General features: G+C 69.0%; 19 protein-coding genes. 7 read left to right on the top strand and 12 right to left on the bottom strand.

The window, feature by feature from the left end; all coding sequences use genetic code 11:
- Positions 1 to 12 precede the first annotated feature (12 nt).
- Both ACLBX9_RS13260 and ACLBX9_RS13255 read right to left on the bottom strand, forming a co-directional pair.
- Positions 13 to 378 carry a hypothetical protein gene (locus tag ACLBX9_RS13260; protein ID WP_447719260.1) on the bottom strand — a complete coding sequence of 122 codons (366 nt, stop codon included), beginning with the start codon at positions 376 to 378 and terminating at the stop codon, positions 13 to 15.
- Positions 379 to 422: 44 nt separating this feature from the next.
- Positions 423 to 1,520 (bottom strand): aldo/keto reductase, encoded by a 1,098-nt coding sequence (locus ACLBX9_RS13255; RefSeq protein WP_447719259.1) that lies wholly within the window; start codon positions 1,518 to 1,520, stop codon positions 423 to 425.
- A gap of 96 nt (positions 1,521 to 1,616) precedes the next feature.
- Here ACLBX9_RS13255 and ACLBX9_RS13250 point away from each other — a divergent pair, with 96 nt between their 5' ends.
- The 5 genes from ACLBX9_RS13250 to ACLBX9_RS13230 all read left to right on the top strand — a co-directional run bounded on the left by ACLBX9_RS13250 (position 1,617) and on the right by ACLBX9_RS13230 (position 5,313).
- On the top strand, positions 1,617 to 2,522 hold the full coding sequence (locus ACLBX9_RS13250) for a LysR family transcriptional regulator (RefSeq protein WP_447719258.1): 906 nt from the start codon (positions 1,617 to 1,619) through the stop codon (positions 2,520 to 2,522).
- Positions 2,523 to 2,764: 242 nt separating this feature from the next.
- Positions 2,765 to 3,778: an SDR family oxidoreductase gene (locus ACLBX9_RS13245; RefSeq protein ID WP_447719257.1), complete on the top strand. Its 1,014-nt coding sequence runs from the start codon at positions 2,765 to 2,767 to the stop codon at positions 3,776 to 3,778.
- A 9-nt stretch (positions 3,779 to 3,787) separates the two neighbouring features.
- A complete protein-coding gene (locus ACLBX9_RS13240) occupies positions 3,788 to 4,690 on the top strand; it encodes an alpha/beta fold hydrolase (protein WP_010684437.1) in 903 nt (300 codons plus the stop codon).
- Positions 4,691 to 4,882: 192 nt separating this feature from the next.
- Positions 4,883 to 5,155, top strand: coding sequence for a hypothetical protein (locus ACLBX9_RS13235; RefSeq protein ID WP_447719256.1), 273 nt, complete (start codon positions 4,883 to 4,885; stop codon positions 5,153 to 5,155).
- A complete protein-coding gene (locus tag ACLBX9_RS13230; protein ID WP_158169236.1) occupies positions 5,152 to 5,313 on the top strand; it encodes a hypothetical protein in 162 nt (53 codons plus the stop codon). The genes ACLBX9_RS13235 and ACLBX9_RS13230 overlap by 4 nt, the downstream gene beginning before the upstream one ends.
- A 103-nt stretch (positions 5,314 to 5,416) precedes the next feature.
- Here ACLBX9_RS13230 and ACLBX9_RS13225 read toward each other — a convergent pair whose 3' ends face one another.
- The 5 genes from ACLBX9_RS13225 to ACLBX9_RS13205 all read right to left on the bottom strand — a co-directional run bounded on the left by ACLBX9_RS13225 (position 5,417) and on the right by ACLBX9_RS13205 (position 9,828).
- Entirely contained in the window at positions 5,417 to 6,001 is a 585-nt protein-coding gene (locus tag ACLBX9_RS13225; protein WP_447719255.1) for a cytochrome b, read from the bottom strand.
- The gene (locus tag ACLBX9_RS13220; RefSeq protein WP_447719254.1) at positions 5,998 to 7,158 is read right to left on the bottom strand and encodes an acyl-CoA dehydrogenase family protein; all 1,161 of its coding nucleotides are present in this window, start codon (positions 7,156 to 7,158) and stop codon (positions 5,998 to 6,000) included. The genes ACLBX9_RS13225 and ACLBX9_RS13220 overlap by 4 nt, the downstream gene beginning before the upstream one ends.
- 313 nt (positions 7,159 to 7,471) lie before the next feature.
- Positions 7,472 to 7,903: a hypothetical protein gene (locus ACLBX9_RS13215; protein WP_447719253.1), complete on the bottom strand. Its 432-nt coding sequence runs from the start codon at positions 7,901 to 7,903 to the stop codon at positions 7,472 to 7,474.
- Between the two features lie 21 nt (positions 7,904 to 7,924).
- The gene (locus ACLBX9_RS13210; protein ID WP_447719252.1) at positions 7,925 to 8,461 is read right to left on the bottom strand and encodes a hypothetical protein; all 537 of its coding nucleotides are present in this window, start codon (positions 8,459 to 8,461) and stop codon (positions 7,925 to 7,927) included.
- A gap of 23 nt (positions 8,462 to 8,484) precedes the next feature.
- Positions 8,485 to 9,828, bottom strand: a complete 1,344-nt coding sequence (locus ACLBX9_RS13205; protein ID WP_447719251.1) for a chromosome partitioning protein ParA — start codon at positions 9,826 to 9,828, stop codon at positions 8,485 to 8,487.
- A 489-nt stretch (positions 9,829 to 10,317) separates the two neighbouring features.
- Here ACLBX9_RS13205 and ACLBX9_RS13200 point away from each other — a divergent pair, with 489 nt between their 5' ends.
- Together ACLBX9_RS13200 and ACLBX9_RS13195 are read left to right on the top strand one after the other, a co-directional pair.
- A complete protein-coding gene (locus ACLBX9_RS13200; RefSeq protein ID WP_447719250.1) occupies positions 10,318 to 11,088 on the top strand; it encodes a CatB-related O-acetyltransferase in 771 nt (256 codons plus the stop codon).
- A gap of 217 nt (positions 11,089 to 11,305) precedes the next feature.
- The gene (locus ACLBX9_RS13195; protein WP_447719249.1) at positions 11,306 to 12,508 is read left to right on the top strand and encodes a tyrosine-type recombinase/integrase; all 1,203 of its coding nucleotides are present in this window, start codon (positions 11,306 to 11,308) and stop codon (positions 12,506 to 12,508) included.
- Here ACLBX9_RS13195 and ACLBX9_RS13190 read toward each other — a convergent pair.
- From ACLBX9_RS13190 to ACLBX9_RS13170, 5 genes are all read right to left on the bottom strand, one after another.
- Positions 12,425 to 12,625 (bottom strand): helix-turn-helix transcriptional regulator, encoded by a 201-nt coding sequence (locus tag ACLBX9_RS13190; protein ID WP_447719248.1) that lies wholly within the window; start codon positions 12,623 to 12,625, stop codon positions 12,425 to 12,427. The two genes, ACLBX9_RS13195 and ACLBX9_RS13190, sit on opposite strands and share 84 nt — an antisense overlap.
- Positions 12,612 to 12,878, bottom strand: a complete 267-nt coding sequence (locus ACLBX9_RS13185; protein WP_447719247.1) for a hypothetical protein — start codon at positions 12,876 to 12,878, stop codon at positions 12,612 to 12,614. Before ACLBX9_RS13185 ends, ACLBX9_RS13190 begins: the two co-directional genes overlap by 14 nt.
- Positions 12,875 to 13,153, bottom strand: a complete 279-nt coding sequence (locus ACLBX9_RS13180; RefSeq protein WP_447719246.1) for a hypothetical protein — start codon at positions 13,151 to 13,153, stop codon at positions 12,875 to 12,877. Before ACLBX9_RS13180 ends, ACLBX9_RS13185 begins: the two co-directional genes overlap by 4 nt.
- Complete coding sequence (locus ACLBX9_RS13175) at positions 13,146 to 13,379, bottom strand: hypothetical protein (protein ID WP_447719245.1); 234 nt, start codon at positions 13,377 to 13,379, stop codon at positions 13,146 to 13,148. The genes ACLBX9_RS13180 and ACLBX9_RS13175 overlap by 8 nt, the downstream gene beginning before the upstream one ends.
- Positions 13,379 to 13,542, bottom strand: a 164-nt coding sequence (locus ACLBX9_RS13170; RefSeq protein ID WP_447719273.1) for a DUF2312 domain-containing protein, incomplete at its 5' end; no start/stop codon positions are given. The genes ACLBX9_RS13175 and ACLBX9_RS13170, both read right to left, overlap by 1 nt.

The following is a 13,542-nucleotide window of genomic DNA, read 5'->3' as shown; positions in this document are numbered from 1 at the left end:
ACGGCACGTTGGTTACGGCTTGTTGGCGGGAGCCGGATTAGTCGTCGTCGGCGGAGGCGCAGGGTTTGCCGGCGCCGTGCTGGCCGGGGGTGGAGGCGGCGCGGGAGCGTCGGCCTTCTTCTCATCCTTGCAGGCCGTGAGGGCGAGCAGGCCGACGAGCGGCAGCAGATAGCGAATGCGCATGAGCGTTCCTCTTTGGCCAGTGTGGGTGAGAGGAACGTAACGCGGCCGCTGTTTGATCCAGTCTGGATCGATCCGGGCCACGCGCCCGACGCCAGTCCGGTAGATCATGCCGCCGAGGATGCGTGCCGCCGGTTCGTCGCGGATGCACCGCCCGCAGACTGTCATTCGCGGCCGCTCGCGACCCGGCGAGGTCATGCCCGGCATCCTGCATCGCGCGGGAAGGCGGACGCTGCCTCAGATCACCGCCAGGGCTGGACTTCATACCCACCGAAGATGCGCTCGCGCGGCAAGTCGAAGATGAAGTAGGGGTTGAGCGGCGGCGGCGCGCCCACCGCGTCCAGCCTCTTGCGCTGTTCGGCGGAGAGCACGATGTCGAGCGCGGCGACGTTCTGTTGGAGCTGTTTCGGGCGGCTCGCCCCGACCAGCACCGAGGACACGCCGGTTCGCCCTGCCACCCAAGCCAGCGCCACCTCCGCCATGGACCGGCCGATCTCGCCGGCCACCGCGCGCAGCGCGTCGACGACCCGGAAGTTCTGTTCGGTGAACAGCATGCCGCCGAAGGGGTTGTCACCGTTAAGGCGGCCGTCGCTGCCGCCCTCGATGGTCTGGCCCGAGCGGTTCGGCAGGCTGCCAGCTGGACCGGCCTCCGCGATCTTCTCGCGACCGTACTTGCCCGTGAGAAGGCCGGCGGCGAGCGGGCTCCAGGCCACCAGACCCATGCCCATCGCCGCGCCTGCCGGCAGGATGTCGAGTTCGACCCCGCGATCTGCGAGCGAGTAGCAATATTGCAGCCCGATCGGCTCCGGCAGGCCGTGCGCGCGGGCGAGCATCGCGATCTGCGCAGCATACCAGCCAGGCGCGTTCGAGAAGCCGTAGTGAAGGATATCGCCGCGTCGGACCGCATCCGTGAGAGCGCGCAAGACCTCCTCGGGTGGCGTGGTGCGGTCCCAGACGTGGGTCCAGTAGAGATCGATGAAGTCCGTGCCGAGCCGTCGCAGAGAGCCTTCCAACCCGTCGCGGATGTTGCGCGCCGAGTTGCCACCGGCCAGCGGCGTGTCGGTACGGCGGGGAAAGCCGGACTTGGTGGCGATCACCATCCGGTCGCGCAGCTTCCGCTCAGCCAGGAAGCGGCCGAGCATCCGCTCGCTCTCACCCCCCGAATAGACGTCCGCGGTATCGACGAAGTTGCCGCCCGCCTCGACATAGCTGTCGAAGATCCCGCGGGAGCTTGCCTCGTCCGCACCCCAACGGCCTGCGCCGAAGGTCATGGCGCCGAGCGCCAGCGGGCTGACGAGCACACCGGAGCGGCCGAGTGTACGATAAGTCGAAAGCGTCATTGATGCCCCTCCTTCAGGATTGCAGCGGAGATAGCACCGGCATCGCTGCCGAATTACCGTTCTCATCCGGCAAGGGCTTTTGAGTTCGGTGCAGCAATGGCTCGAGGCGACCTGGACGATCTGGCAGCGTTCGCGGCAATCGCGCAGGCGCGTAGCTTCACACGGGCCGCCGCCCGGCTCGGTCTGTCGCCCTCCGCCCTCAGCCACACGTTGCGGGATCTGGAACGGCGGCTCGGCGTGCGTCTCCTCGCTCGCACGACGCGCAGCGTCGCGCCGACGGCGGCGGGCCGGCACCTTCTCAAGTCGCTCCAGCCCGCGCTGGACGAGATCGGCCAGGGGCTCGCAGCGTTAGCGGACTGGCGCGACGCACCGTCCGGCACGTTGCGCCTGACCACCTACAGTCACGGTGCCCGCACGGTGCTGGAACCACGGCTGCCACGCTTCCTGCTCGACCATCCCGACATCGCAGTGGAGGTCGTCGTGGACGACCGTTTGGTGGATATCGTCGCCGACGGGTTCGACGCCGGCATCCGGCTCGGCGACACCGTCGAGCGCGACATGGTGACCGCGCGCGTTGGCCCCGACCTCAAGACCGTCGTGGTCGGGACGCCGGACTACTTCGCCGTCCATCCTCGACCCGAGAGCCCGGCCGACCTGCGAGAGCACCGCTGCATCAACTACCGCTTGATCGGCGCTGGTGGACTTCTTCCCTGGGAGTTTGAGCGGGACGGTCGGGAGGTGAAGGTGCAGGTTGGCGGGCAACTCATTGTCAACAACGAGACGTTGGCTGCGGCTGCCGTACGGGCAGGGGCAGGGATCGGCTACATGATGGCGCACGACGTCGCTGGAGAGATCGCCGACGGCCGGCTCCTCCAGGTGCTGAGCGATTGGTGCGCGCCCTTTCCCGGATGCCGTCTCTACTACCCGAGCCGTCAGGTCTCCCCTGCATTGCGCGCGCTGATCGACGCGCTCCGCTGGGCGGACAATAAGGTGTTTCCCTGAGTCCGAGATGTCGCCATTGCGCTCTCACTGCTCCCAAGCTGACCGTCCGGAATCCACCTTTGCCGACACTGCCGCGATGAATCCGCAGGGTTCCGCCCCTTATGTGGAGACCGGCCAGCTTTCCGCGACGCAGAGACCGGGCCCCATCCAGGAACAATGCACCCGGCCCGGTAGATAGCCAGACGTGTGACCGCCGCGCCGGCGCACGATGCTGGCGCACGATGGGATCCAGGGTTTACCGCATGAAGCACAAGCCGCTCCGCGAGCAGGTCATCGTGATCACCGGCGCCTCGTCGGGCATCGGCCTCGCCACTGCCAAGATGGCGGCGGAGCGCGGCGCCCGCGTCGTCCTGGCGGCTCGCAGCGGCGATGCCCTGACGCGGATCCGCGCCGAGATCGAGGGCGTCGGCGGCAAGGCCATCGACGTGGTCGCGGATGTCGGCCGCCGCGCAGACGTGCAGGCCGTCGCCGACCGGGCCGAGGCGACTTTCGGCGGTTTCGACACCTGGGTGAACGTGGCCGGCGGCTCCATCTATGGCCGGCTGCGCGAGATCAGCGACGCGGACCACGAGCGCCTGATCCAGACCAACTTCTGGGGCACGGTGTACGGCTCCCTGGTGGCGACCGAGCACCTGCGCCGGCACGGCGGCGCCCTCATCAACGTCGGCAGCATCGCCTCTGATCTGGCCTTCCCGTTCCAGGGCATGTACGCGGCCTCGAAGCACGCGGTGAAGGGCTTCACCGACGCCCTGCGGATGGAGTTGCTCGCCGAGAAGGCGCCGGTCTCGGTGACGCTGATCAAGCCGGCTTCGATCGACACGCCCCTACCCCAGCGGGCGCGCAACTACATGGACCGCGAGCCCAGCCTGCCTCCGCCGATCTACCCGCCCGAGGAGGTGGCGAACGCCATCCTGCACGCGGCCGTGCATCCACAGCGCGACATCTTCGTCGGCGGTGCCGGCAAGGCCTTCACGGCCAGCAAGGAATTCGCGCCCGGCGCCTACGATTACCTCGCCCCGGCGATCATCGCCCTGCAGAAGCGCGCGAGCGCTCCCCGCAACCCGGAGGGCGCCCTGCACGCGCCGGTGCCGGCCGGCGAGATGCGGGGCGACCCGCCGCTGCCGGTCATGCGGACCAGCGCGTACACGCGGGCGAGCCTGCACCCGGCCGCGGCCGCGGCCGGCCTGCTCGGCATCGGCGCGGCCACGGCGCTGGCGGTTATCGGGACCGGGTCCCGACGCGGGCGGCGTCGATAGGTGAACGCCGTGGCGAGAATCCTGCCCGGCCCGGACCGACCGGTGCGGGACGCGCAGCGCGACCCGCGCATCGTCCCGCGCCGGATGGTTCAGCTGTCAGGTGACCGGACGATCGCCTGGGCGGAGGCCGGGAGCGGTCCCGACCTCGTGGCGATCCACGGGACACTGATGTGCCTGGAGGATCTCTGGCTCGGGCCCGTGCCGGCGCTCGCCGAGCATTTCCGCGTGGTGGCGGTCGACCGTCCGGGCCACGGCTTCAGCCTCCGGCCCCGCGGGCGCGCCGCTGATCTCTGGGATCAGGCCGCGCGGATCCGGGAAGCGGTGCAGGGCCTCGGCCTGCGGCGGCCCGTCATCCTCGGACACTCGTTCGGCGCGGCCGTGGCCCTCGCCTACGGGATGCTGCACCCGGACGAGATCGCGGGCGTCGTCGCAGTCGCGCCAATCTGCTTTCCGGAGCCGCGCCTGGAGCAGGTGCTGTTCGGTCCCCGGGCCCTGCCGCTCGGCGGCGATCTCCTGTCCGGCATGCTGAGCGCGGGGAGTGACAAGGCGCTCCTCCCGCTGCTCTGGAACGCCATGTTCTTCCCCCGCACCATGCCGGACCGCTTCGCCCGGACCTTCCCGTTCGATCTGGCCGCCCGCCCCGCCCAGATCACCGCCGAGGGAGAGGATGCCGGCTGGCTCTGGCCCGGTCTCGCGCGCAGCGTCCTCGGCTACGGCTCCCTGCGGGCGCCCGTGCGCCTCCTCGGCGGCGGCGCCGACCTCGTAGTGAACACGTTCGTGCACGGCCAGCGCGCTGCCCGCATGATCCCGGGGGCGGAGATCGAGATCCTGCCTGAGGCCGGGCACATGCTGCATCATTCCCATGCCGGAGCGGTTGTGCGGGCGGCCCTGTCCCTGCGGCAGATCCCGTAGCAGCGGCCTCCACCGCGCAGCAGCGGCCGAGTCCATGGACCTCGCGATGCCGGGCTCCCGATGCCGGGCCCACGGCGCCGCCGAACGTCTGAGGCGACGGCAGCGCCCCGCGGGACGTGTACGCGCGCACGCCGTCAGGTCACAGGCCGCCATACCTCCCGTCACGACCCGATCGCGCGAGGAGACTTCGTCATGACCGCACCGCAAGCCATCGCGACGGTGTTCTTTCTCGTCTCCCTCGGTTCCGTGCTGATGTTGGCCCTCCTGACGGTCCTCTCGGCGGCGCTCGAAGCCGTGGGGACGGCTTGCCGGGCCGGACACGCTATCCGATCACATCCACTCAAAGCGGCGGCCTGTCGCGCGCACCGGACCGCCCGCGCCCGCTTCGATCTGCACTCGGCAAGCCGGCAGTACTGCATCGCCGTTCCGGAGGTGTTCCAGGACACGTCGACCCTGAAAGCTTGAGCATACATCGAGCCTACAGCGCGAACACAGTCGCGAACGTGATGGAGACCATGATGACCTGGACCAACCGCATCACCCTTGCCGCCACCCTGATCGGCGGCGCAATCGCCCTGATGGCGTACGCGCAGGCACTGAGCCTGCCCACGCACTTCGTCTGAGCCGGACGCAGACAGTATCTGGCCGGGCGGCGGCCGAGAGGTGGCGCTGCGCGGCTCTCCCGGCCGCCGCCAGGGTTCCGGCCCGGCCGCCCTGGATCGTCCGTCAGGTCATCCGGGCGATCACGTCGTCCTTCCAGATCACGCGGTGGAGCACCGCCATCGCCACGTGACCGATCAGCACCGCCAGCAGGAGGAAGGCCAGCCATAGGTGAAGCAGGTCGCCCGGGATCATCATCCATTCGATCTTGCTGTCCCGTCCCGGCATCAGCGGGATGCCGTAGGGCGTGAATGGCTTTCCCGAGCCGTACTGGCGCAGGAGCGCAAGGGCCGGCACCACGATCATCAGGCCGTAGATCACCCCGTGCCCGATGACCGCGGCACGGCCCAGGCGGCCCGTATGCGCCGGCCGCCGCGGGAGGTTCGCGAGCCCCCAGGCGCCGCGGAGCAGGACGAGGGCGAACAGGGTGGCACCCAGGGTGAAGTGGCTGCCGCCGACGAAGCGCGTGAGCGCCGTGTCGCCGATGGCGACGTAGAGCAGCGCCCCGGTGAACTGCCACGCGAAGAGCGCCGCCATCAGCCAGTGAAAGCCGCGGCTGACGCGGCCATAGCGCTGCGGCGAGTCCCGCCAGGTTGCGGTCCGGTCGCCCGCGGCATTTCGGGACGCGCGCACCTCCAAAGGCCGGATCACGCCGCGACTCCGTCTCTCTGATCGCCCATCCACAGGTCGCCCGCCATGTCCCGCGTCGTCAGAATCTCCGCCGCCGCGCCCGTGAGTGCCCGGTCGGGCCCCGGCTGCCGCAGGTAGGTGGCGAGGTCGCGCGAGAGTCGTTCCAGCGGGTGCGTCCGCAGGAAGCCCTGAAGGCCGACGGAGCGCTGGGCGAGTTGGAGCAGGTCGAGGCCGGCCTTCTCCACCGCGATGCGGCTCAGATTGACGAAGGCCACGACCCGATCGGTCGACAGCGTCCGGTCGGCGACCAGGGCGGCCGCCCGGGTCACCCATTGGCGTGCGCCCTCGACCGCAATCAGCCCCTCGCCGAGGCGCGACAGCTGGTGCGGATCCGTTCCGCGACCGAGCTGGACGAGGTGCGTCCGCCAGGCATCCAGCACAGCCTCGATCCCACCGAGCTGCACCGCTGCGAAGCGCCACGCCCCGCCCGAGAAATCCGGCTGGCGGAAATAGTCGTCGCGGTCTCCCAGGACGGTGTCGGCCGAGACCTCGAGGCCGTCGAAGTCGAGGGTCCCGGTGGCCGAGGCGCGCATGCCCTGCGCCTGCCACGGCGAGAGGTCGGCCCGGTCTCCGGGGACCAGCGGGACGACCAGCATGACGACCCCGCCGCTTGGCGACTGACCCGTAACAAGGGCGCGAGTGACGAAGCCGGCCCCCGACGCGAAGGTTTTCACGCCCTCCAGGCGGTAACCGGCTTCGGCCTCTGCGAGGACGAGGCCGCCTCCGGACGGCTCGGTGTTCCAGACGCCGAACAGGTGGCCAGCCCGGGCGTCGGCGAACCAGCGCGCGTGCTGCTCCGGGTCGCCGTAGCGGGCGATGAGCTGCAGGGCGTTGACGTGGCCCTCGTAGAGCCGCCCCAGGGCGAGGCTCCCGTAGCCGACGAGGCGGAGCACATCGACCAGCGTTCGAGCCGCCGGCTCCTCACCCAGCCCGGCCCCGCCCAGCGCGGACGGGACGGGCGCGGCGAGCAGGCCGAGTCGGGCGAGGTCGGCGACATCGTCCGCCGGAAAGCCGTCGTCGCGATCCTGGGCCCGCGCGCGCCGCGCCGCCGACAGGGACACCGCGCGTGCGGCTGTGAGGAGGTCGCAGGTCAGGTCGGCCGGCGTCCGCTGGTCCATGATATCTCCGTCAGGCCGCCGCCGCAGTCCCGTCGACCGCGCGTCCGGTTGCCATCGCCTTTGATTTCAACCGAGGATAGCCGGAACGAGGGCGCAAAGGGTCGCGACAGCGTGCGACCAAATCGGCACGGGCCGGCCCGATGCGCTCTTTTGCGGGTGCGGCGGCGAGCCCGCGGGATGTCACCGGGCGAAATCTTATCCTAGGTTATGTCCCGGACGCGCAGGTTCGCAACCGGGGCGAGAAGCTCCGCACGGCGCATCGCCGCGTTCGACGGCGGGCCGCCGCTCCAAGCGGGCCTGCGGCCGGCGCGGGTCACGGATCCATCATCGGCTCGACCGCATCGACGAGGCGGGCGCAGAAGCGTGCCATCTCGTCGTTGCGGGTGGCCAAGTCCTGCGCCCGGTGTTCCGCCAGGGCCGCGCGATGCTCAGCCGCCGCGAGATCCCGGCACGTCTGACGCAGCAGGGCCCGCGTCTCACTCAGATCGTCGCGCAGGTGCGCGATCTCATCGAGCAGGCGTGCCCGCTCGGCCTTCACGGATACCAGGAGGTTCTGGGCGTGCGCGAAGATCCGCTCGCCCTCGTCCTCGATCACGTGCTGCCGTTGGATCGCAGCCTCGATCATCTGCAGCGTCAGGGCCGGCTCCGGCAGGCGCTGCGGCAGCCCGTGATCGCCCTCCGGCCCGCGCGGATCCGGGAAGCGTTCGCCGACCGGACCAGCCCGGCTCAGGATCGGCGCGTCCATGATCGGCTGACGGTCAACGCTTCAGCCCTCCGCGACCTGCGCCTCGATGAGGTCCTGGCTCTCGACCGCCGCGGGCGAGAACACCGACGCGGTCTTGCGACGGAAGCCGTTCAGCACCGCGTCGTGGATGCGGACGAGCCATGTCTCGGCCTCGTTGGCCCGCGCCTCGGCCGCGCGTGCGCGCTCCTCGGCCTTCTGCGCGCGGCGCTCGGCGGCCGCGATCTTGACGTTGAGTTCCCGCATCTCCTCGCTGGCGTTCGTCGTCACCTGCAGCAGTTGCGTCTCCAAGTCGGCGACCCGCTCCTCGCTGATGCTGATCGCCTCGGTCGCCTCGCGGATCAGATCGAGCGCCGAGGACCAGTCGCGCGATACGCCCGGCATCTTGTGGACCTCGGACGTCTCGCGGGGCAGCGGTTCCGGCCGGCCGTTGGCCATATGCTCCTGCGGCACGGATACCGGCCCTTCGGGCTTGATGCCGCGCATCAGCCATGTCGCCGTCATGGAGGAGTTCGAGTCCTTGAACGCCTGATCTGCCAATGCCGCCTCCACACGTAGCATGATGAGAATCTCCGGCTCTGAAGCTAGCTGACGCGATCGGAGGGCACGAACGGTCGGACATTGCTCTTCGACTCCGCGCCCGCCGCCCGTCCGGCCGCGGACTCGGTGTTCGCCTGTGAGTCACCCTCGTCGAAGCTGCGGAAGCGCCGCGCCTCGCGCTTGAGCATCTCGTACTGCTTCTGGAGGGCGATGCGGCTCTCCCGGGCGATGTCGAGGGCGCCCTGCGTCATCGCCCGCTCGGAGCGCTCGGATTGCAGATCCTCGACGAGGCGCCGGTTGGCCACCTCGAGTTCCTGGATCTCGGAATCGTGGCGACGGCTTAGCTGGTCGATGCGTTCCGACAGCAGGGTGGCGCGGGAGGTTGCCTGTTCGACCGCGACGTCCTTCGCAGCCAAGGCCTTGGCCAGCATGTCGCAGCGGCCGTCCAGCTCCGAGCGGAGCCGCTGTGCGTCGAGCAAGCGCTCGGTCTGGCGGGCGAGATCCGCCTGCATCGCCTCGACCCGGCGATCGGCCGTCGTCCGCTCGATGACAGCTTCCTTCACCGTGCGCTCCGCCGTGCGGAGCGCCTCGTCGTTCTCCCGAAGCTGGGCGCGGAGCTGGACGAGCAGCTGCTCCGTGGCTGCACCGCGGTTGGTGGCGGCCTCGAGCTTCATGGTCAGGCTGGCCCGCTCCGTCCGCAGTCCGCCGATCTCGGTTTCGTGCTGGTTATCGGCCTTCTGCCGGGCGGCGGCCTCGGCGGCCAGATCGGCCTCCAGCGCGAGCAGGCGCTGCCGCTCGGCCTCGGCCTCCTCACGCAGGGCCTCGTACCGCGCCGCCATATCGGCCAGCCGCGCCTCCTGCTCCTCGCACAGCAGTTGCAGGCGGCGATTGTCCTGATCGAGGATGGCGAAGCGCTCGCGCGTCTCGGCGAGGTCGCGCTCCGACCGCGACAGGGCTTGGTCGGCCGCCTGGGCTTCGAGGCGCAGGGCCTTGTTCTCGCCGGAAAGAGCCTTGGTCTGCTCCACCTCGGCTGCGAGCTGCCGCTCGTAGTTCTCACTCGCGAGGCTCCTGTCGCGCACGCTGACGCGCAGCTGCTCCAGCTCGATCTCGCGGCCGTGAAGCCCGCTCTCCAGGCGCGTGACCTCGGCGGTCATCGCCGCGCACTCGTTGGTCAGGGTGGCGGTCTTCACGGCGAGCGCACTCACCTCCCGCCGGGCGGATGCGGCGGCGTGCTGCTCCTTGGCGAACAGCGCCTCGACCTCGGCCAGGCGCATGGTGGCGCGCGGCAGCTCTTCCGAGATGGCGATGAGAGGTGTCAAGACGGAGGAGAAGTCTTCCTGCAGCGACTTCAGGTCTTCGAGCCGTCCGCTCATCTCGCTGACGCGCATGCGGATCACTTCGTCGCGCTGCCCAATGGCATCCAGCGGATCTCGCGGGGGCGGCTGGGGAGCGGCCGCCTGGAGGCTGGCCGGGCGGGCGGATTGCAATTCTTCCTGTGGCCGGACCTGAATCGCCGATTGCGCGCTGCTACCGCCCGAAGTCTCGACCGCCCGATCCGCCGAGAACAAGCCACTCCGAAACGGCGACCAAGCCATCAGACGTCTCCGAGCCGCCAAATTCCGCAAGGGTTAATTTCATGCTACTGCTATCCGACAGGGATTTGTCAATCTCCAGAGTTTGTCACCCCGCCGAGGATTAGCTTGGCGTGGCAGAGGAGCCACGTGGCGATGCGCCCGGACGGACCTGCCTGCGGCGGATTGCAACGTACCCGTCAGTGGCCGCGCCTGCCGAGACCGACCAATCTAGCCGTTACGCAAGTGGGCTTATAGTAGTATCCGACCGGCGATTTTTGCGCCGCGACAGGCCGAGAACGCCACATGCCTGAGCTTACAGCGTCGCAGCTGGAGAGACTGCGCAAGACCAAGATTTCGTTCAGCTGGTATGATGATGCGCCGTTGTGGATCGAGGAGGGGATCAACGCCCTGCCGAGGCCCGGCGTCTTCGCGGAAGACTATGCGTGCTATTTCCTGCGCACTGATTTTCACACAATCGGCGCGTTCAGTTATTCCTGGAGCCCGTTTCCGGATTTTGTTTCGATCGGCCGGTATTGCTCGATCGCCGACGGAATCGAGCTCATACCGTTCACGCATCCGACGGATCTGTTCACCACGTCGTCGATGACCTACGATTCCAATCTGGCGCCCCGCCGGAAGTATTACGCGGATCAGTCCTTTGACAATAACGATGCCGTTTCACGATCGCACCCGAGCAACGACAAGGATCTGTTAATCGGGCACGATGTCTACATTTCGCGGGGCGCGAAGCTCAGACGCGGCATCAGGATCGGCACCGGGGCGATCGTCGGCGCGTTCAGCGTCGTCACGAAGGATGTCGCCCCCTATTCGGTTGTCGCCGGAAACCCCGCGCGCGTCGTACGGATGCGCTATTCAGACAAGCAGATCGAGACTCTTCAGACGATCGAATGGTGGAACTACGATTTTCACTCGGTTCTCAACAAGACGCATATCGCCGATATCGACCTGTTCGTCGATCGTCTGCAGCATCTGATCTCAACCGAGACGATCGAACCGTTTCGTCCGCAGCGGAACTATCTCCATGAGCTCCTGACGCGATCGGACGACTTGTGATCCCTCGATCCAGCGGTGCTCTGGTGGGCGGTGAGGGACTCGAACCCCCGACCCTCTCCGTGTAAATCAGATGTCGGGTCGAAATTGACCCGCGCTGCGTGCTTACCGGCCGCCTCTGCCCCTTGGAACCGCTCGGAATTTCGCTGATACCTTCTCCGTTACGCGCGCGAAGCCCGGCGAGGCGCGCCCCTGCTGCTTACTATGTGCTTACCAGATCATGCGCCTCACGAACCAGTCGGCCGCGGCACTGAAGGTCCCCGACGGCAAGGCGTACATCCTGGTCTTCGACGACGATCTGGCAGGCTTCGGCTTGCGCGCGAATGCCGGCGGCTCGCGAGTTTGGGTCGTGCAGTATCGCAATGCGCTCGGCCAGACGAAGCGGGAGACACTCGGTAGAGTTGGTGTGCTTTCGGCCACAGAGGCGCGACGTGCGGCAAATGAGCGCCTGGCCCGCGTTCGCCTTGGCGGGGACCCGGCCTCGGAGCGTGAGGCCGAGCGGAAACGGGCTGCCATCACCGTGGCTTCCCAGATCGAACCTTACCTGGACGGGCTTGCGACGCGCGTGCGGGAGACCGGCGTGCGCGAGTCGACGCGCTACCTGCAGAAGGCTTGGGCGCCCTTGCACCGTGCTCCGGTCTCCCGGGTGACCCGGGCGCAGGTCGCGGAGCAGCTGGGCGCGATCGCGCGGACCTCGGGCCTCTACGCCGCGAACCGCGCCCGCAACACGCTGTCGGCCTTCTACACCTGGCTGATCGAGGAAGGGATCACGGAAGCGAACCCTGTCGTCGGCACCCGCAAGCCCACGCCGGACGAGAAGCGCCAGCGGGTGCTGAAACCGGCGGAGATCCAGGCCGTGCTGCGCGCCCTGCCCGAAGGGGATTTCGGCCGCGTCGTGCGCCTACTCCTGCTCACCGCGCAGCGCCGCGACGAGGTGGCGGCGATGCCGTGGGAAGAGGTCGATCTTGCTGCCGGCCTCTGGAGCATGCCGGGCGCGCGAACCAAGAACGGCCTGCCGCACGACGTACCCCTCTCTCGGCCGGCGCTGGCAATCCTCGCCGATACGCCCCGCATCGAGGGCCGAGATCTCGTATTCGGCAGCGGCGTCGGTGGCTTTCAGGGCTTCACCCGGGCGAAGGCCGCGCTCGACAAGGCCTCGGGCGTGACGGGGTGGCGGCTGCACGATCTGCGCCGGACGGCGGCCACCGGCATGGGCGACCTCGGCGTGTTCCCCCACGTGGTCGAGGCGGTGCTCAACCACGTCTCAGGGTCGAAGGCGGGCGTCGCCGGCGTCTACAACTACGCCCTCTACAATCCGGAGAAGCGGGCGGCGCTCGACCTATGGGCGCGCCACCTTGCGACTCTCGATCCACGCATCAAGCTCGCCGCGCCGGACGCCGTAGCAGCGCTCGCTGAGGCGTAGCAGGGGCGGCCCTTCCCCCTGGCGGCAGATCTGGCGGAGCGTTGTCGGCGACACGCCGAGCTCGCGCGCCACGTCCGGAAACCGGACCACGAAGCGCGTCGGGTCAGCCTGCGGCATCGTTCGTCTCCCTCTCCCCTCCCCTGCCGCGTGCCCGGGCTACTCGCGCCCGGACGTCCGGCCAGTTTCGTCGATCAGACCATTTAGCCCAGCGCGTGCTGGCGTCCCGGTGGAGTTGGCGGATGGCGGTGAGCAGGTCCTCCCCCGGCGTCGACAGCAGTCGCGCGGCTCGCTCGGCCGTCCAGGCGCCGGCGTCGCGCACGCCGTCGGCGTAGCCGGCCGCGTAGTCGTCGCTCTCGGTGCGGGCCGTCACGATCCCGGCCTCCCGAAGCGGTAGCTCTCCACGCGCGCGAGGTCGGCGCGCCCGAACTCCAGGTACGCCGCCTGCTTCTGGCGAGCGTAGTTCTCGGCCGCCCACCTGGTGCGATGCCAGTTCGTGCCCTCGCCGGCGAGGTAGCGATGTGCCTCCCGATCGCGGATGCAGACGCAGTCGCCGTCGACCACGGCCCATGCCGCCTCGATCTCGCCGGTCTGCAGCGCGCTCGTGGTGATGTAGACGCGGACGAGGGGCGGGCTTTCCTCAGCCATGACCGCCCTCCGCAGGCTTTGGGAAGGTGCGCATCGTACCGTCGCCGGCGGCCGTGAGAATGCCGTCGGAAAGCTTGCGCCCCTCCGCGCGGTCCATAACGAGTTGCAGCGTCGCCGGCTTACCCTGGAGCTCGAAGCCGATGACCAGCGCCACGCCCTCGGGCACGGCCTTGGCGTCGATCGTCCAGTCGGCACCGTCAGGGGGAACGATACGGAACTGGCCCATCACGAGATCCCCAGCGCTTGGCAGTAGAGCTCCAGGATCGCCTCCTGCTCCTGGCGCTCGCTGTGATCCTGTCTGCGGATCCGCAGGATCGTGCGCACCGCCTTGGCGTCGAAGCCGCGGCCTTTGAGCTCGGCGAACACCTCCTTGATGTCGCCCATGATGC

Source organism: Methylobacterium sp. A49B (assembly GCF_053346215.1).
Note: the sequence above shows the minus strand (reverse complement) of the source record. Positions and strands in the feature narration are given on the sequence as shown.